Source organism: Paenibacillus xylanexedens (assembly GCF_007676705.1).
GTDB lineage: Bacteria > Bacillota > Bacilli > Paenibacillales > Paenibacillaceae > Paenibacillus > Paenibacillus xylanexedens_C.
In genome coordinates this window covers 116,585-135,057 of sequence record NZ_VEBF01000004.1, presented here as the reverse complement: position 1 = coordinate 135,057, position 18,473 = coordinate 116,585, and the positions used below count along the sequence as shown (strand labels likewise).

Sequence of the window (18,473 nt, the reverse complement as noted above, 5' to 3'; positions counted from 1 at the left end):
GGACTAACTCACCAGCCAGAACATCAACCAAACACCTTGAAATCCGTCGGTGAAATGCCCACATATTTACGGAACTGCTTATAGAAATACCCCGTCTCCCAATACCCCACATTTCGGGCGATCTCATGTACCTTCAGATTGGAATTACGCAATTGTTCCTTTGCACGTTCAATCCGGTATTTGTTGATGTATTCGGCAAACGTCTCCCCGGTTTCCTTATGGAACAATTGTCCCAAATACACCGGATGCAGATGATAGTGGGCACCCAGCAGCTTCAGGGACAGCTCTTCTGCGTAGTGTTTGTCGATATGCTGAAGCACCTGGTTCACAATCGGATTTTTCAGATCCTGCAATAGGGATTGGATCGTCTGCGACCCAACCTGCTGAAGCGCCCGCACGAGTTCATCAAAAGTGCCACTGTCCAGTACAAGTTGAAGCCCTTGTTGGTATATGGCAGACTCATCCGAATGTTTGATGCCCTCCAGTTCCATTTTGAAGCGAATCACAACTTCCAATGCAGTATTCTGAAGTTCCCCAGGCGTAAGCCCATCCCGATGCTGTTCAAAATCCATGCGAATCTGGTCGGCAAGCTGTTCTGTATTACGGGACAGAATAAGTTTGGCGTACTCCCTCCAATCAATGAAGAAGGTTGCCGTTGAACTTCCGCGCCTTTCCAGTATGGCATGGTCGATTACTTTAAGATCGGGATAAATCATCACATACTGGAGTGCTTTTTTGGCCTCAGCATAACTGGTCGGCGCCTGGTACAGCCCCTTCATCAACCTGCCTGCTCCAATGCGTACCGCAGGATGGGTTACTGTTATCGCATCAGATAATGCCTGTAGGCCATCCATTAACTCCTGTTCCTCGTCGCGAGTACCATGAATGTTGGCAATAATGACAATGTCTCCATCGATATCATGAAATACGTTCAGTTGGGGTCTGTCTCGCAGCATCCCCTCAACGCGTTCAAACATGCCAGCTGTCTGCTCTTTGTCACGCAAGACGGCCACAGCAACGTCGGGTGCATCCAGCGAAAGGTTCATAAACTGGGCGCGTTCTTCGAATTCAGTAGCTGCAATCTGTCCCGTAAGCCATCGATGAAGAATGTTATCTTTTAGAATCTGGATGCCATAAGCATCATCGGCTTGAGGTGATACCGTATGATCCAGCTTGGACGCCGTGTTGCTCAGCGTGGATTCCAGTTCCTCCACATTAATCGGTTTGAGGAGATAATTTTCGATACCCAGCTGCATGCCTTCCTTCAAATATTCGAACTCATTGAAACCACTCAGGATAATGACCTTAATCTCAGGTTGTACTCGCCTTGCTTCCCGAATCAGATCGAGACCATTCATGAGTGGCATCGATATATCCGTAATCAGAATGTCCACAGGCTGAGAAGAGAGCGCATGTAAAGCCGCCTGCCCATTGCCCGCATGACTCACAATTTCCATTCCAAACGAAGACCAGTCCACAATATCGTATAAGCCTTCAATGATGAATGGCTCATCGTCCGCAATAAACACCTTGTACATGTTAAACACCTGTCCCTTCTGTATGTGGATAACGCACCCTGATCCGTGTTCCTTCACCAAGGGTGCTCTCTATGGTAATGCCGAACTCTGGTCCGTACAGGAAACGTAATCGACTATGAACACTGCGCAGCCCGAACATCTGACCGGACTCTTCAGGACGCTCCAGTTCTTCAAGAATTTCCGTCAGGCGTGCCGGTTCAATGCCTTTACCATTATCTCTGACCTCCACCTGTACCACATCATCTGTCTCCTCAACAACAATGGATAATCGGTTATCCGAACGTTCTGTCTGAATGCCGTGTACAACATAATTCTCAATGATGGGTTGCAGGGAAAGTTTCACCACAGGGTGTTGATAATAAGCAGCGTCGATCTGGATCGTATAGATGAAAATGTCCTTGTAGCGGATTCGGAATAATTCCAGATATAACCGGCACGCTTCCATCTCATCCTTCAGTGTATAGTTTTTCTTCTGTTGTACCAGGCTCTTGAACAATACGGATAGGCTATAGATCATCTCGCCGACATCCCGCGCCCCCTGGGATATGGCCCTCATTCGAATAACTTCAAGCGTATTATAGAGAAAATGAGGATTGATCCGAGCCTGTAATGCGACCAGTTCGGTCTCCTTCTGTTTGATCTCGGCTTTGTAGACCCGTTCAATATACAGATTCAGCTCGTCCAGCATATCGTTGAAGCTATGCGAGATCTGCCCCAGTTCATCATCACGCGGATCGTCGATGCGAGCCGTCAAGTTGCCGTACTTTACTTTTTGGGTGAAACGAATAATTCGACGGGTTCGTTTGGCAAAGTTAATAATGAAAAACGCCGGAACCAGCACGGCAAACAAAATACATACAATACTAAAGGAGATGATCGTATTGCGAATACCCGCATAGGTTTCAGCCATCTCTTCTACCGGAACGGTCCCAATGACCACATAACCCTGATCTGCGGAGACGAACTTGTTCACGTACATGTTCTGCTCCTTTTTCATCGAATCCATATCCGTCTGATCAAACAGGGAATCCGCCACATTCACGTAGGGATACTTCTTCCCGTAATAATGATTGTTGGAGTCAAATAACACAGTCCCTTTCGCCGATAACACCACGATTTCTCCCTTGAGATTACTCTCGTAGTTATCCAGCGCATTGCCGATCCCCTCCGAGTCAAAGAAGACAAGAAATTGGCCCAGATTCCGAAGAGTCTGTGTATTGTTAATCGGTACGCGGATGGAGTAGAGCGTAGGGTCCCATTGATTAATCTCTTTGCGAATCCAGTAGTTGGGTGCACTAATATTGGGCGTTTCCATCGCCATCACGTCCGGAATATAGGAATGAGCCACATTCGCGTCCAGCTTGCGGAACTGCTTGTGTTGATTGAAGGTAGACAGATCCTGCTGCTCAGCGCTATAGAACATGAGTTGGTTAATCTGCGAATTGCGATCCATAATGTTCTGAAAATGTTTCAATACATCGGCCGAATAATCGTCCTGATTGGCGTAATATCCATTCGTCATGTGCTGAACATATTCAGCGTACGAGTGATTCATCAGATACGTAATGTTGGCGGAGAGTGCCTCATTCTGATGCATGTCCCTCACCATGTTTTGCACCGCTTCATACTGCTGATGAATGTATCGGTCCACATGTTCCATCGCCGCTTTCTGGATCGCCAGTTCCCGGCGAATCGTGGAGTCGGACACTGACAGGAAGATAATATAAGACAACGTAATAATCGTAACAATCGATATCATCGAGAAGATCAGGAGCATTTTCATAAACATATTATTTTTGAAGAAATTATTGTAAACGCTAACAATTTTCAAGTTGCATGTTCCCTCCGATGCTGTTTTCCTGACTATATAAGTTGAACTAAAGATTATTTACACTGACACTACGATGACAGAATAACCTTCCAATCGCTGTTATCCCCAGATTTTTTCGATTCCCTTTTCTTAAGGGAAAATCCGGTGATAAAGGCGAACGCTTCGCTTCTTCAGGTTTTTTCTGTCCTCTCCGTTTTCGTGTAAATGATTAGTTTAACTTATATAGAATTATATCATTAGGCTTCTGACATTAACTTGTCACCTACAACTTTTCTTTAGTTTATATCTGTGTTTCTTTAATTTCGCCCTATTTAAAAACGCTTTCATCCACTATCGTTAACCATAAGTTTAGCTTTGTGTAAAAGAATACCTTACATTCATTCCACTTGAAGGAGGAACAGCATGACACGCAAACTCAAACCGAAAGGCCTCATTCCCAAGGTCACTGCCATGGTCCTGACCACGGCTCTGCTTGGACAAGTTGTTGCATCATCCGTTTATGCCGGAGACACGCTCCCTTACACCGGTGAAAGTGCCAAAGGGGTGAATCAGCCCTATCAACACGGATACACCTCGGCCCAGATTCTGAACTGGACACCGGAAAGTGATATCCATGGCGATTTACTTCGTGCCCATGTTCCCTTGCAGCCCCGTAATGAAGCCTTCGCTGCCACCCAAGCTTATCCTGAGCTTAGCCCGGACACCCAACTGTTCACAATGAGTGGTGATTACGGCAATGCATTTTTTGATAGCACACCTTATACCAATGAATTCAGTCAGTATCTGTTTAATTATTGGCAATATACAGACTACTACAGCTATTGGCACGGTATGGCCTCTGCAGGAGTACCAGAGGAACTGTACGACCCGAGTAAAGAGTGGACGGAGAAATACTTCGAGTTCGGTATTCTGAACATTCCGAATCCGGCCTACACCAATGCAGCCCACAAGAATGGCGTTAAGTCCATTGCCAATATCTTTTTCTCGGACAATGACCGTGGACCACAGACGTACAAACAAATGCTGATTCAGGATGAGAACGGCAACTTCCCTGTAGCCAAGAAACTGGTTGAGATGGCGAAGTATTATAACTATGATGGATACTTTTTCAATCAGGAAGAGGTTGCCCGGGGTGTAGCCCCTGAGGATATCGCTTCCTACAAGAAATTCATGAAATATCTAAGAGATGAAGGCCTGTACGTTCAGTGGTATGACTCCACCGTCAATACAACAGGCAAGATTCAGTATCAGAACCAATTTAATGGGCTCAACAGCCCCTTTGTACAGGATTCCGTTCTCGGCAGAGTCTCCGATTCCATCTTCCTGAACTATGTATGGAACCACAAGATGCTCCGCGATTCCCGTGATCATGCCCTTAGCCTGGGACTGGATCCACTGGAAACCGTGTTTGCTGGTGTTGAAGGTGGACATGACAAATTCGGCCGCTGGAAGCAATCCTATGACCTGCGCCATAATCTGGATGAGAACGGTCAACCTATGAACAGCATCGCGACATTGGGTGCCGACTTCACCCACAACGCTCTGGATGAAGAGATGGGCGATGGCAGCACCAATCACCGAGCTGAGGATGAGTACCAGTGGATGACCTTTGTACGTGATCGTGCCTGGTGGTCTGGTCCAAATCAGGACCCGACAGATGCACGTCGTAATGCGTCTGCCGATCTGTCAGATGTGTATGCTTCCGGTGCGAATTGGGATGGAATCGCCGCTTATCTGACCGAACGCTCCGTCATCAACGGCTCTAATTTTGCGACCAGCTTCAATACGGGCCACGGTCTGAAATATTATGAAGACGGCGCTGTCTCGAACGATAAAGAATGGTCGAATATCAACATTCAGGATATCCCTGTCACTTGGCAATGGTGGATGGATAGTGAAGGTGACAAGCTCAGTGTTGATTTTGACTATGGTCCATCTTATGAGAAAGGCGCAAGGTACAACTATGACTCCATTGGCGCGTTCAATGGCGGCAGCTCTCTCGTGGTGAACGGTACACTGAACGCGGACAACTTCCTGCGCCTGTACAAGACCGATCTGTCCGTCAACGGACAATCGAAACTGGAACTGACGTATAACAAACCGTCGACTAGTGACGCTTCCTCCCTGCATGTTGGGTTGATCTTCGAAGATGATCCATCCAACGTGGTCAACGTAAATGTGCCTAATTCAGGCCAGCATACGGAAGGCTGGAAGACCGTTTCACTGGATTTGAGCGCCTATCAAGGCAAAACCATTGCCGCTATGGGATTATCCTTTGACCCGAACGGTGAGCCAATTGAGAATTATCAGATGAATATTGGTGAGATCCGTATATTCGATGGTTCAGCGGCTGTACCGGATGCACCGACCGGATTCCATATTGCCAAAGCACTGACCAACACCGACGAACTGGTTGTCGCATGGGACATGAAGGACTATTCAGAGGTCAAGCAATACAATTTATATGAAAATGGCGCCTATGTAGGCGGCGTGTATGATTCCACTTTTTATATCAAATCGCTAAAACAGCCGTCTGGTGAACTGTCTATACGTGCTGTTGGTGCAGACGGTACCGAAAGTGAAGCAACCGTCCTGCCTTATGATCTGAATGCATCCGTTCAGAATATTGATGTGAAATTCAAAAAGAATGGCGATGCTATTGTAAGCTGGAAAAACCCGAAGAAAGCGAAAGACTCGGGCAAAGAGAAAGATAAGAATACCGGTAAAGATAAAGACAAGGATAAAGACAAAGATAAAGGCAATGAGTCTATTCAGCTCACACTAGAAACCGAATACACAAAAGAACCCTTCACCAAGTCACTTCAAGTCAAAAAAGGAAAACAGTCTGCCGTCCTGTCCGGACTTCCGACCAACGGTGAGCATTACGTGCTGAACATCGCTATTGGCGGGCAGAATCCGGTTACCCATACCGGACAGCTCGCAGATCTTCAGATTACACCATACGCCAAGGAAAAGGTGACGGTAAAAGATGGAAAGTACACATTAACCCTCCCGGATCTGGAGGACTGGTACAAGATCTATGTATATGAAAATGGGGTGGCACGCGAGTTCGGAGTCACTTATGTTTCGCAGAAATTCCCGTATATCATTCGGGGAAGAACGAAGCTGAGTGAACTGACCTTCACGCCATCGTCCAGCAACAGCTCATTGAAGCTGGTCATTGAAGATTATGCGGGTAACCAGGCTACTACGATTTTGAGGTAACACTGCAAGGTATTTTCGTGCCCGCCTGCATAACAGAAAAGAAACGTACAGCCCTTCACTTCCCAAAGGAAGTTGAAGGGCTGTATTTGTTGATCTCAACTACCTTTTGAACACCATTTTCCGTTAGCATAGTCTTTCGGATAATATTGAGGATAGATGCTTGCGCAACCGCTTTTTGTCTATTTTATCCACAGCTGTTCTGGGCAAAGTATCCACAATGAACAGTTGAGTCGGCCATTTGTACCGAGCAAGGTGTGGCTCACAAAACGCCTGCATCCGTGTCAGATCCAAACTGTCACCGTCCCGTAACACTATGAAAGCGACGAGTTCCTCGCCATCGTCAGGAAGAGGATGTCCGATTACGGCCGCCTCGATTACCGCTTCATGGGTCACAATAACATGCTCCACTTCGGCACAAAACACATTGGAACCGCCCACAATAACCATATCCTTCAAGCGATCAAACACATAAAGGTAGCCTTCGACATCCAGACAACCGACATCCCCAGTTCGGATCCAGCCATCAGGCATGGTCTCGGCAGTAGCCTCCAACTGGCGCCAATACCCCAGCATGGTCTGTTCACCTCGAACAACGATTTCTCCAGCCTCGCCCGTAACTGTCTCACTTCCGTCCGTATTTAATATCCGAACTTCGAAGGCCTGCTCACCCTGGGCAGCCAGGTCAGCGGGACGTCCTACGGATCGAAGGCGAAGAGGATCGTTCATATGCTGAGCAGGAAAAAGACGGCTTATGGACATTCCACATTCTGCTTGTGAGTAGTTGTTAACAATTAAAGCTTCAGGGAATTGCGATACGACATCCTGAAGTGTATCCGGGGAAATAATGGACCCTCCACAGCCAATAAGCTTTAGGCTCTTCAAGTTTCTACCCCCGACGGATGCCTCGCGGGTAAGATCACGGAGCAGTTGGCCTACTGTGCTGAGTTGTGTAATCTGATCACGTTCAACAGCTTCCATAATGCGGTGTACATCCGCCGGGTATTCGTCTAGGAATACAAGACAGCCTCCGGCAGCCATGGTCGCCCACAACTGGAACTGACCAACCAGATGGGATAGGTTGAGTACTAACACACGACGCCTGAGATCATGACCGAAGCCTGCAGAAGGCGTAAGTTGATTCCAAGCAGCCATACCTCGATGCGAATGCATTACCCCTTTTGGTCGACCGGTTGTTCCGCCCGTATAAATCAGGACTGCCGTATCGTCTACACTTCGATTGAAATGAAAGTTTGGAGGGAATTCGAGTTCCTGCTGTAAAAGAACGGCGAGCGAACTGGCACTCGGCCATTCTTCGTCTGTCGTGAACAGTTTTGGACAATACCCAAGCAGTTTTACCGTGGCGATAGCTGCTTCAGCATGTTGCTCATCATGAATAATCATATGCGGTTCTGCATCCTGAAATATGGCAGCGAGTTCAGGCACTGTTAGCAAAGGAGACGGCACGAGCGGTATAGCTCCGATCCCAACTGCAGCATAGAACGCAACGACGAGTTGGGGATCTGGATCACCTAAAAGGGCAAACCGATCGCCCGCCCGGAGACCTTCAAGATACAGGGCATGACTCAGCCTCTCAACTTGACCGTAAAGCTCCCCATAACTCATTGTTTGGCCGTGTCGTATTAACGCTGGTTCCTCAGGGTACAGACTTGCTGCAATTGGCAATCGTTCGGATAGAAGCAAGCAATCGCCCCCAACATTTAAATTTCCATTTATCCGTTAAGAAAACTATGGAATAAAAAGAGAGTAGCATATATCTGGAATAATAAGTAATCATTATCCTCTATTAAAACCATAAATTCTCCTGATATTACAGTTCTGCCCACAGACGATCCTTGCCGTTAACCTACTCTCTCTAGCTTAATTAGGCATCATGATTCTCGTCCTTAAAGGTACAAAAAAGGATCGTTAGCATTTTTGCAACGATCCCTATTGTCAGTCCGCTAGTTGAAATCAGCAGCTGATCACTTTGATGCCTTCTTAAGTTTTATTAGGCTAACATTCCCAGTTAGCGTAACGATTAAAAGCCTTGTTTCAGAATATTTTATTTAATAATTCCTTTTGCATTGGCTTAATATTAATGATACTTCTGATGGTTTTTGCCTTTAGTTCAGCATCCTCAATTGAACTGGCTAACCCTAGTTCTAACAGAGTGCCAGCTGCTACGGTCCCTGTTCTACCTTTGCCCCCTCCACAGTGAAAGGCAACTTTCTTGCCGGCATTATACGCTCCGACAACCTCATGAATGGCTTGTTTAAAAAGCTCGGCTTCATGTTCTTTCGTATCGTCATCAAGCGGAACCTTTACCCACTTCACTTGAGCTGCTGGATACGCACATTCTGTTGCTTCTTCCCGCAGATCCACCACGACTTCAATACCTTCGTTAAGAACCATTGCCTCTACGTCTGCAGCTCCGCCCATAAAGATTTTATCAGCAACGAGTGCATGGTACTCCTTTTTGACATGATTCATCTTACTTACCTTCTTTCAAGAATTGTTCAATTCGAGCTTTAATTGAATCGCGGACCTCAGCGAATGTAGCTGTGATTTCTTCCTCTGTACCTGTCGCCTTGGCTGGATCATCGAAGCCCCAGTGCCATCTTTCAGCTTTGTCATTACGTACAACTGGACAATTATCGTTGGCATGACCACAAAGAGTGATGATGTAGTCTGCTTGTTTTAAAATATCAGGATCAATCACATCTGATGTATGATTGGAGATATCGATCCCAGCTTCTTTCATCGTTTGAACAGCACGAGGATTTAAGCCATGTGCCTCTAACCCTGCACTTCTCACCTCGTATTGTTCACTACCGAGTGCCTTCAAAAATCCATCGGCGATTTGGCTTCTGCAAGAGTTCCCTGTACACAAAAAGTAAACAAGTGGTTTGTTGTTCATGATTATTGATCTCCTTTATCTTCGGTTTGGCTTACTTGTGTTTTCGCTTCGCCCATTTTTGGATTAATCAACGCTTTGATGATCCAAGCGATAACAACCAATATGGCTGTGATTACGGCAATCATTAACCAAACGTTTATGTTTGTTGAATGGATCAAGTGTAGCCACAAATACAGTCCTGTTAACGTGATAAAGAGCGTTGGGATGGTGAGTACAATCCCAATTTTGAAATAACTTCCCCACGTGATTTTTACATCCTTACGGGACAGTACATGTAGCCACAAAAGTGTTGCGAGCGATCCGATCGGTGTAATTTTTGGACCCAAGTCACTGCCGATAATATTGGCATAAATCAGCGATTCCCGGATGACACCTTGCGTATTGGTTCCATCAATAGCAAGCGCATCAATCATCACTGTCGGCATATTGTTCATAAGCGAAGACAATATCGCAGCCAGAAAGCCCATGCCAAGTGTGGAGATGTAGAGCCCCTGGTCGGCAATAGCTTGAATGACCTTCCCAAGTTCATCCGTCAATCCCACATTTCGTAGTCCATAAACGACGACGTACATACCAATGGAGAAAATAACTACTGCCCATGGAGCCCCTTTGATGAGCTTCCATGTTTGAATAGCGTGACTTCGTCGTGCAGCTAAAATAAACAAGATGGCTATCACCCCAGCGATAACAGACACCGGAACTTGAATGAACTCGCTCATCAAGTACGCAACCAATAGCACGGCTAAGATCACCCAAGATATTTTGAACAGTTTCTTGTCCTTGATCGCATCAGCTGGCTTTTTGAGCTGACTGACTTCGTAGTTCCCTGGAATACTTTTTCTAAAGAACAAGAACAAGACCAAGAGACTCGCTAAAATTGAAAAGAAATTGGGAACAATCATACGACTGGCGTACTCCACAAAACCGATACCGAAGTAATCCGCAGAAACGATATTGACGAGGTTACTGACTACAAGTGGGAGCGAAGTTGTATCTGCAATAAAACCACTTGCAATAATAAAAGGTAAAATCATCTTTTGATCAAATTTGAGCGCTCGAACCATGGCGAGTACGATTGGTGTTAATATCAGTGCGGCGCCGTCATTTGCAAAGAACGCTGCTACTCCTGCACCAAGCAGCACAACATAAACGAACATCAGCTTGCCATTACCTCTTGCGAGCCTTGCCATGTGTAATGCAGCCCATTCAAAAAATCCGATTTCATCTAAAATCAGCGAAATTAGAATAATGGCTACGAAAGCAAGCGTGGCGTTCCATACGATTCCTGTGACCGTACCTACATCGGATAGACTGACGACTCCAAAAAGGAGAGCAAGGACAGCTCCAGCTGACGCTGACCATCCAATATTAAGTCCCTTAGGTTGCCAAATCACAAAAGTCAGTGTAAGCAAAAAGATTAAAATTGCGATAATGGTCATGCTTCCTCCTGAGGACCGCAGCAGTTTTTCAATCCTGCTATTTTGTTTTTCATGGAAGGCAGGTACGGATACACACATTGAACATATGCTTTCGCGTCCGGATTAAGAGAGTAGTAAACCCACTGCCCTTTTTTCTTTTCATTAAGAAAACCAGCTGCTTTCAGTTTTCGAAGATGCTGACTGGCGTTTGGTTGAGACATGCCAATAATATCTGTGATATCACATACACAAAGTTCCTGTTCTTTAAGTAATGCAACGATGGTCAACCGTGTTTTATCAGCCAATAACTTATACGCCTCAGCCATCTCCTGAATTTTTTGTTCCATATGTACACCTCCTGTGATATTCTCGTTGGTTTCATTTAATAATATAATCATATAATAAACCACTTATATAATCAATCACGAATATATTAGGTTTACTACACCAAAAAGTCGGCAATAAAAATTGCCTACTTTACCATTGCTATCTTTGCTCTCGAACTAAATATTTACATTTTGACTTAATAAAATAATGACCGTCTTTCATTTTAATAATATCCTTTGTTTGATAATCAATGACTCCACCTTGATCTAATGATTCATCATGTTGATATACCTCTACGTGCCATTGTTTTAAGATTGCATCACTAAGTTGTGCTGCCATCCTCCTGAAATTCGATAGCTCACAATCTTTTCACAAGCGATTGTACAGCTTTTTTCGCGTCTTTCCCAGAACCTCGAATCGTCGCAGACGCAAATGAGGTCTGCCACGGTATACCTACGAAATGGATACTTTCATCGCTTTGTTTTAAAGGTACACCTGATGAATCAAGAGCGTTTAATCCACTAAGATATTCGAAATCCGGAATATAACCTGTGGCAAAAAGAACGACATCCACATCTTCACGAGTCTCATCTGCCCACACTATCCCATTTTCCGTAAAAGCTTTAAACATCGGTTTGGCACCTGGCTTAGCTTGATCGATAGCATTTTTATATATACCCGTATCAAGGACACCGTCACTACTTTTTTGCAATAATCGTTTGCCCCAATTGGATTGATCAAGCCTAAGTATGGTTAGCCAAAAGTGAATATCTTTCCCCGCAATGACCTGCGGCTTGAATTTGATCGGGCTTCTGGATGCAATCGTAACATGAGCCGTACTAGCAAGTTCAACCGCTATTTGTATCGCCGAATTTCCGCCTCCAACAACAATGATCCGTTTGTTTTTAAACTCTTTCCCATTTCGGTAGTCCTTGGCATGAAGCATTTCCCCCTTAAATTCATGCATGCCAGGAATGTCTGGAATATGAGGATTTACGAATGCCCCGCTTGCACAAATGATGGACCGTGTAGGAAACTGTTCTCCGCTTGAGGTATGGACTGTATAGATATTACTTTCCTTATCCACTTTGATTACTTCTTGCCCTGAGTGTATTGGAAAATTGTATGTAGCCGCATAAGACTTTAAGTATTGTACAACCTCATCTCTACGCGGATAAACATTTGCACCGCCTGGAAATGGGAGCCCTGGCAATGAGGAATAGGGTGCAGGCGAGAACAACGTTAAGCTATCATAATAATTTGCCCATGATCCTAAATGTTCTTCACTTTTTTCCAGTAAGATAAAGTTCCATTTAGCTTCTTGTAAGTAATAGGCCGCTGCCAAACCGGATTGACCACCACCAATAACGATGCAATCATAAATCATGTTTTTCAATTTTCTCCCTCCTTCTATAAAAAGCTACTGCATCACGATTCGGATGCAGTAGCTCTGAATTCCTGATTTATCCGCAGCAAGAATCTGATCCTGCCTTTTCCGTTTTTGAAGTAGAGTAGCAATTTGTAGTGGCTTCCTCTACCTGAACTGGTTCACAGCAGCTGTCCGTGCTACTAGCACCTAGACTGCAAACACCCGTCTCCGGCAGTTCCAGCTCTACTTTTTGCGCTGAATCCATATCTCCCACCAAAGCCGCTACAATGGATCTGACTTGCTCATATCCCGTTGCCATTAAGAAGGTTGGCGCTCTTCCATAACTTTTGGCACCCACGATATAAAAGTCCTTTTCAGGTTGACGCAGTTCTTTTTCGCCATGTGGTCTAACTGTGCCGCAGCTGTGTATATTGGGATCAATTAATGGCGCAAGCTCATAAACACAGTCTAAGCTTGGGTCCGTTAATACCCGTACTTCTTGCACCATTGATAAGTCAGGGCGAGAACCTGTGTTACCTACAATTTCATCGATGTGATCCATAACCACTTTTTCATTTCGAATGGTTCCGGAAACCTGGATCTTTTCACCTTGTTTTTGAAGTTCTTCAATATGGAATGCCGTTAGGACCTTTACGGCACCGGATTCAACCACTTTTTGAATTCGAGTACCCAGTTCTCCCCTTGCCTGAAGCCCATCTAATTCGCGTCCACCATAAACATCCTCAATATTTGCCTTGCGAATAGCCCAAACGATTTCAGTTCCCGACTCTTCTTTTTGAAGCTCGGCAAGTTCAAGCAACGTGTTGATCGCCGAATGTCCGCTCCCTACAACAAGCACCTTCTTGCCTCTATAACGATTTCTCTCTTTTCCTAATACAGCAGGAATACCGTATGAAATGTGACTTTTAAGCGCTTTTTCCTCTTCTGAAAATATACCGTCTGAACGAAGCGGGTTAGGATTGGACCATGTCCCAGAAGCATCGATAACAGCCCGCGCTTCATAAATAAACGAAGATCCGTTTTGTTCAACATGGATCACGAACGGCAGTTTCTCACGCCCACTTGTTTTCACTTTGCTTAACCCTTTGCGACTGATCGCAGTAACTTTCGTATTCAAATCTATATTTGGACTTAATTCAGGCATCTCAGCCAAAGGTTTTAGATAATACTCAACAATCTCCTTACCCGTTGGGATCGTTTCGTTTTGTGGAGCAACCCAATTCGCCTTCAGCAGCAACTCTTTAGCAGCCTTATCGATGTTATACTGCCATGGCGAGAACAGTCGTACATGTTCCCATTTTCTAATGTTTGCCCCCACTTCATCTCCAGCTTCAAACAACATAAACGGCTCACCTTTTGAAATAAGTTGTGCCGCTGCCGCAAGTCCAACCGGTCCAGCTCCAATGATTGCAACAGGTAATTTACCCTTCTCTTGTACTGGTGCTTCGCAGCAGTTTACTTGGTTCACAGGAATATTTTTAATCATGTTAGTTTCCTCCTCATGATTATTTGTATTTTGCAAGTATTATATTAAATAAATGGGATAAGTATTATCCCAGTGGTGTACAGCATACGCTGGATTTCGCCATACTTTCGTTTAGCAGTTTGACGGCGTTGATGACCATATCCCGTTCAAACTCAGACATATGCGAAAAGACTTCTTTTAAATAATCATTCATCTGCTCATCAATGACCGTAGCAACAAACTTACCTTGTGTAGTCAAGGATAATATGTAAATCCGTCGATCTTCAGGTAAGGGCGTTTTTTGAACCAAACCCAACTTTACGAGACTTTGAACCTGGCGGCTAAACGTCGTGATGTCTATGGAGAGTGCATCTGCCACTTGCTGAATGGATGGATTATGCTTACGATCAATTTCATAAATAATATGACTTTGAACAAGTGAAATATCTAATCCTCCTGCGGTGCAACAGTTTTTATCCAACAATCCAAAACGCCGTGTCATGATCTGAAACATCTCTCTTACGTTGTTTTCCAATTACCTCACCTCTCGTTATAGTTATACCCTTATTATTTGCAAAATACAAATGTTTTTTTATTTTTCTTTCCCCCTTCCCATTTCAAATTACATTGTGATATATAAACATATACAAAAACAAAACCATAGGAGTGATCAACATAGTAATTCTGCGGCAAGCTACCGAAGTGGATCTGGGAAGCATTCTAACTATCTATAACCAAGGTATTGAAGACCGCATTGCCACGCTAGAAACAGATATAAAAGATGAAGCTTACATGTCTGAATGGTTTAACAAGCACCAGGGGCGATACTCGGTACTTATAGCCGAACAGAATGATCAAGTGGTCGGATGGGCTTCTATCAATTCATATAACCCTAGAAGCGCGTATGACGGTGTCGGTGACCTCTCCATTTATATTCATCGTGATCATCGCGGCAAGGGGATCGGAAAACAGTTGCTTCAGAAATTAGAGGAAATCGGTAAACAGAATAACTTTTATAAGTTTGTTCTTTTTACATTTCCATTTAATACGCTAGGTCAGAGCTTATATCATAGAGCCGGATACCGAGAGGTAGGTGTATTCCAGAGCCAAGGCGTTCTAGAAGGGAATTTTGTAGATGTGATGGCAATGGAAAAATTATTATAAGCATTGATATCTTTATTGTTTAATGTCCAGTAGCAATAGGTCTTTTAATCGTCGAAATTTATGATGCTAGCAAAAATTGTACCTTGGTTTACGAATTACTCAAACGCAATACATTAAACTAACCTGCCCGTTAGCTTAACAAATGATGACGAGCAATCAATATATCGTGTTGCAAATACTGATTTTATCGTAATGATAGAAATATTGTTATTCCTTATCTTTAATATCTTCCATGAAATTCAGGGCAGCCTCACTTATCTCCTTGTATTTGGTCCAATGAAGATAATGATGACCTTTTAAAGGAATGATTGTACTTGAAGGATTATTCGTAAGCTGTGTTTGTAAAAAAGTAAACTTTGATCTCCCGTCCCTACTCTCCCTGCCATCGTCTCTTGTAAAAAATAATACGGGCAGATCTGAGGGGAATGACATACGAGCAGTTTTTTTCACATTATCACCCAGTTCATTTGCCTCTTGAACAACATTATTATTGTAACCGTTCCATGCCGTCATGGCTTTTGTGATTGCTAAATTCTCTTCCGAGTAAGTACCCTCACTGTCAAGGGGAAGATAACCACTACTATTCAAGGATATCACGAGTCTAGTTAATCCGATGGGCGCCGCATATCTCATATAACGCGGCATAGTCGGAGGGGATTCATTGAAATAGGCAAGGGCCGCCGGTAGCGTCGCATCTATTCCTACAACCGCTTCAACTTCCTCAGGATACTCATGAGCATAGTACATACTGTAAATTCCGGAAATTGAATGCGGCATTAATACATATGGTCCTTTTATATTTAATTGCTGCAACGCACTTCTTAGTTCCTCAACGATGTGCTCCACCGTTCTATTCTTATCCGTCATATCACTCCAGCCATATCCGAATGGCTCTATGGCGACAACTCTGTTATGCTTGGACATTTCATTCATTAAAGGCTCAAAATCTAGCACAGGTGACGCTGTTCCCAGTCCGGTTAATAATACAATGGTTTTGGGTCCGTTACCTTTTGTGTAGACATGCATCCGTTTATCCTCAATTTGGATATACTGCCCTCTTGCCGGGTATTTATAATGTTCTACCAGCTTCATGATATGATGAAAGCCAATCCAGACGATCACAGCGGACAACATGAACAGAAGCAGTCTTTTAAAGATGGTTAGAATCTTATTTTTCTTTTTGACACTCATGTAGTATTTTTCTCCCATCCATATTTTCTCGTCTTGAAATGCCCTATTAGAGCACATACGGTGCATTTAAATTTCTTCCGCTTGATATACAGGCTCACTGAAAACATTGTTGTTTTCCGGCTCCAGTGGGATCCGAAAAACCGCAATCCCCCTTTTTATTTGCTATCTGAATTCTTTTAACAGCAGATTTTCCATACCAAGTCTTCGAAACACCTGCCTTTCCAATCATGTGTTGTTCATTTGATTATCATATTGGAACATCATATGGTTCCAGGTTTAAGGTGAAGTATCGACCAAGTTTAAGTTTAGTTTAAAGTTTTAGTTTTTTTGTTGTCTATGAGCACTTTTAGAATTTGATCGGTGCCGAAATTATTCTTAAAAGTGCTTACTCTCAGATATGCCCGTTAGTTGAACATGAATTTAGATATGGCTCATCATTAATCAGTCTTAAATCCACTTATAAAGGGTCTGTTGCCCATAGGATTCCAATATTTATTTTGTCCACTGCAACTATTCCCGTATCAAACGTATGCCAATGTGAGTTAGTTATCGTTGTCCAAGAGTAGAGCTTAAAGTAACCAGATTTCGAGTCAAACCTTGCGTTTGTATAGAAAATGGCATCTTTCTGAAATTGATCTAAAAAATATTCACTTAATTCATCTGCCATCGGTTTTGTCTTCAAATCAATATCATGGGTCATGTCTTTTGAAAGAACATATATTAAAATTTTTTTAGCATAATCTTTATCAACCATTCTCCAGTTACCCTCTAACTTATCTGCAATATGGCCCATTCGCTTCAAAAATGCCTCCAATATACTTCCTTTCTCAATATTATTTTTTAATTCTATACCGTATGTAACTTTACCTGAATTCCTCTTTGATAATAAACTCTCGAACTCATCATCATTTTTTATCATATTCCTACCCGTTACCTCCTTCTTTGGAACCTCTAGTTAAAAAACCTTCTATGAGAAGTTTGAAACTCCTCCTTCAACTAACCTGCCCGTTATTAGCTTAAAGCGATCAAAGTATATGTCTATTCGACATTCAGTACATGTTCTTGTCCTCTCAATATCCGGTGCCCCGGATATAGTCATAGTCTCACACTTTGATGCCAACCGATATGCCCCTTCTACATTCAGATTTAGGTAACCCTCCGAATCTAACAAAATATCCACTTAGGGGATGGGAGCGGTCCCAGTCAGGATTCTCTTCTGGTATCCCCCTTTCATAAATAAACGCCCGGTTTCTTCATAAAACACTACTGACATACAGTTGTCAGTAGTGTTTTTGTATAGTCGGAGTAAGTAATCGTAAAGGGGTAGGAGATCAATGCGAAGTATTTTGGTTCAAAATGATACGATACGTTGTATCACTTATTATGGGAAGGATGGTATCTCGTGAATTTTGCTTCTATACGCATTATTACCGACGACGTAGATCGTCTCATCGAGTTCTATGAGAAAATCACGGGGGTTGCGGCGGAACGCCCCGCGCCTGTCTTTGCCGAATTCGTTATGCCATCGTGCACCCTGGCGATCGGCCACTCCCAGACGGCGCAACTGTTCGGTGATGGTTCCGCAGTGGCGGCCGACAATCACACTGTCATTATCGAGTTCCGCGTCCATGATGTCGATGCCGAATACGAGCGTTTGAAGCCGTTTATCAACGAGTGGGTAAAGGAACCTACTACGATGCCGTGGGGGAACCGTGCCGTTCTGTTTCGCGATCCCGACGGTAACCTTGTTAACCTCTTCGCGCCGGTGACCGAGGAAGCAATCAGACGGTTCAGCGGTAGGCGTTGACGGACAGTTGAAGTCAGTGAGGCGAATTTCGTAATTAGCAATGTTACTGAACGCATAAAGAGACCATAGCGACGAGCTATGGTCTCTTCATTATATCTAGGTTCTTCATTAATTATCGAGTAATGGATCTATTTCGCGATCTCGCAGGTGCTGGCAACCTGTTTGTAATTGCGCTATCGTTTCCCGTTAGCGTTGTATTA

Annotated in this window: 16 protein-coding genes; 3 read left to right on the top strand and 13 right to left on the bottom strand. The window is 43.9% G+C overall.

Features of this window, described 5'->3' with window-relative positions:
* Window positions 1-23: 23 nt before the first annotated feature.
* Both FS628_RS21985 and FS628_RS21980 read right to left on the bottom strand, forming a co-directional pair.
* Window positions 24-1,538 (bottom strand): response regulator transcription factor, encoded by a 1,515-nt coding sequence (locus FS628_RS21985; protein ID WP_145325132.1) that lies wholly within the window; start codon window positions 1,536-1,538, stop codon window positions 24-26.
* 1 nt (window position 1,539) lies between these two features.
* Complete coding sequence (locus tag FS628_RS21980; protein ID WP_145325131.1) at window positions 1,540-3,369, bottom strand: histidine kinase; 1,830 nt, start codon at window positions 3,367-3,369, stop codon at window positions 1,540-1,542.
* A 402-nt stretch (window positions 3,370-3,771) separates the two neighbouring features.
* Here FS628_RS21980 and FS628_RS21975 point away from each other — a divergent pair, with 402 nt between their 5' ends.
* Window positions 3,772-6,594, top strand: coding sequence for an endo-beta-N-acetylglucosaminidase (locus FS628_RS21975; RefSeq protein WP_145325130.1), 2,823 nt, complete (start codon window positions 3,772-3,774; stop codon window positions 6,592-6,594).
* 123 nt (window positions 6,595-6,717) lie between these two features.
* Here the strand turns inward: FS628_RS21975 and FS628_RS21970 are convergent, their stop codons facing one another.
* The 9 genes from FS628_RS21970 to FS628_RS21930 form a co-directional block, all read right to left on the bottom strand.
* The gene (locus FS628_RS21970; protein ID WP_145325129.1) at window positions 6,718-8,295 is read right to left on the bottom strand and encodes a class I adenylate-forming enzyme family protein; all 1,578 of its coding nucleotides are present in this window, start codon (window positions 8,293-8,295) and stop codon (window positions 6,718-6,720) included.
* 351 nt (window positions 8,296-8,646) lie between these two features.
* On the bottom strand, window positions 8,647-9,084 hold the full coding sequence (locus FS628_RS21965) for a protein-tyrosine phosphatase family protein (protein WP_145325128.1): 438 nt from the start codon (window positions 9,082-9,084) through the stop codon (window positions 8,647-8,649).
* Between the two features lies 1 nt (window position 9,085).
* A complete protein-coding gene (arsC, locus tag FS628_RS21960) occupies window positions 9,086-9,511 on the bottom strand; it encodes an arsenate reductase (thioredoxin) (RefSeq protein ID WP_186327918.1) in 426 nt (141 codons plus the stop codon).
* Between the two features lie 2 nt (window positions 9,512-9,513).
* Window positions 9,514-10,950: an arsenic transporter gene (locus tag FS628_RS21955; RefSeq protein WP_145325126.1), complete on the bottom strand. Its 1,437-nt coding sequence runs from the start codon at window positions 10,948-10,950 to the stop codon at window positions 9,514-9,516.
* Window positions 10,947-11,276, bottom strand: a complete 330-nt coding sequence (locus FS628_RS21950; protein WP_145325125.1) for an ArsR/SmtB family transcription factor — start codon at window positions 11,274-11,276, stop codon at window positions 10,947-10,949. Before FS628_RS21950 ends, FS628_RS21955 begins: the two co-directional genes overlap by 4 nt.
* Before the next feature lie 139 nt (window positions 11,277-11,415).
* Window positions 11,416-11,595: a hypothetical protein gene (locus FS628_RS21945; RefSeq protein ID WP_145325124.1), complete on the bottom strand. Its 180-nt coding sequence runs from the start codon at window positions 11,593-11,595 to the stop codon at window positions 11,416-11,418.
* Window positions 11,596-11,614: 19 nt separating this feature from the next.
* Window positions 11,615-12,643, bottom strand: coding sequence for a flavin-containing monooxygenase (locus tag FS628_RS21940; RefSeq protein WP_260871148.1), 1,029 nt, complete (start codon window positions 12,641-12,643; stop codon window positions 11,615-11,617).
* Between the two features lie 76 nt (window positions 12,644-12,719).
* Window positions 12,720-14,132 carry an NAD(P)-binding domain-containing protein gene (locus FS628_RS21935; RefSeq protein ID WP_145325122.1) on the bottom strand — a complete coding sequence of 471 codons (1,413 nt, stop codon included), beginning with the start codon at window positions 14,130-14,132 and terminating at the stop codon, window positions 12,720-12,722.
* Window positions 14,133-14,196: 64 nt separating this feature from the next.
* Window positions 14,197-14,613, bottom strand: coding sequence for a MarR family winged helix-turn-helix transcriptional regulator (locus tag FS628_RS21930; protein ID WP_260871138.1), 417 nt, complete (start codon window positions 14,611-14,613; stop codon window positions 14,197-14,199).
* Between the two features lie 167 nt (window positions 14,614-14,780).
* On the opposite strand from FS628_RS21930, the gene FS628_RS21925 reads away from it, so the two are divergent.
* Window positions 14,781-15,275, top strand: a complete 495-nt coding sequence (locus FS628_RS21925; protein ID WP_145325292.1) for an arsinothricin resistance N-acetyltransferase ArsN1 family A — start codon at window positions 14,781-14,783, stop codon at window positions 15,273-15,275.
* A gap of 207 nt (window positions 15,276-15,482) precedes the next feature.
* Here the strand turns inward: FS628_RS21925 and FS628_RS21920 are convergent, their stop codons facing one another.
* Both FS628_RS21920 and FS628_RS21915 read right to left on the bottom strand, forming a co-directional pair.
* Complete coding sequence (locus FS628_RS21920; protein ID WP_145325121.1) at window positions 15,483-16,466, bottom strand: alpha/beta fold hydrolase; 984 nt, start codon at window positions 16,464-16,466, stop codon at window positions 15,483-15,485.
* Between the two features lie 457 nt (window positions 16,467-16,923).
* On the bottom strand, window positions 16,924-17,385 hold the full coding sequence (locus tag FS628_RS21915; protein ID WP_145325120.1) for a hypothetical protein: 462 nt from the start codon (window positions 17,383-17,385) through the stop codon (window positions 16,924-16,926).
* Window positions 17,386-17,868: 483 nt separating this feature from the next.
* Between FS628_RS21915 and FS628_RS21910 the strand changes: the two genes are divergently transcribed.
* Complete coding sequence (locus FS628_RS21910) at window positions 17,869-18,273, top strand: VOC family protein (RefSeq protein WP_145325119.1); 405 nt, start codon at window positions 17,869-17,871, stop codon at window positions 18,271-18,273.
* Window positions 18,274-18,473 lie beyond the last annotated feature (200 nt).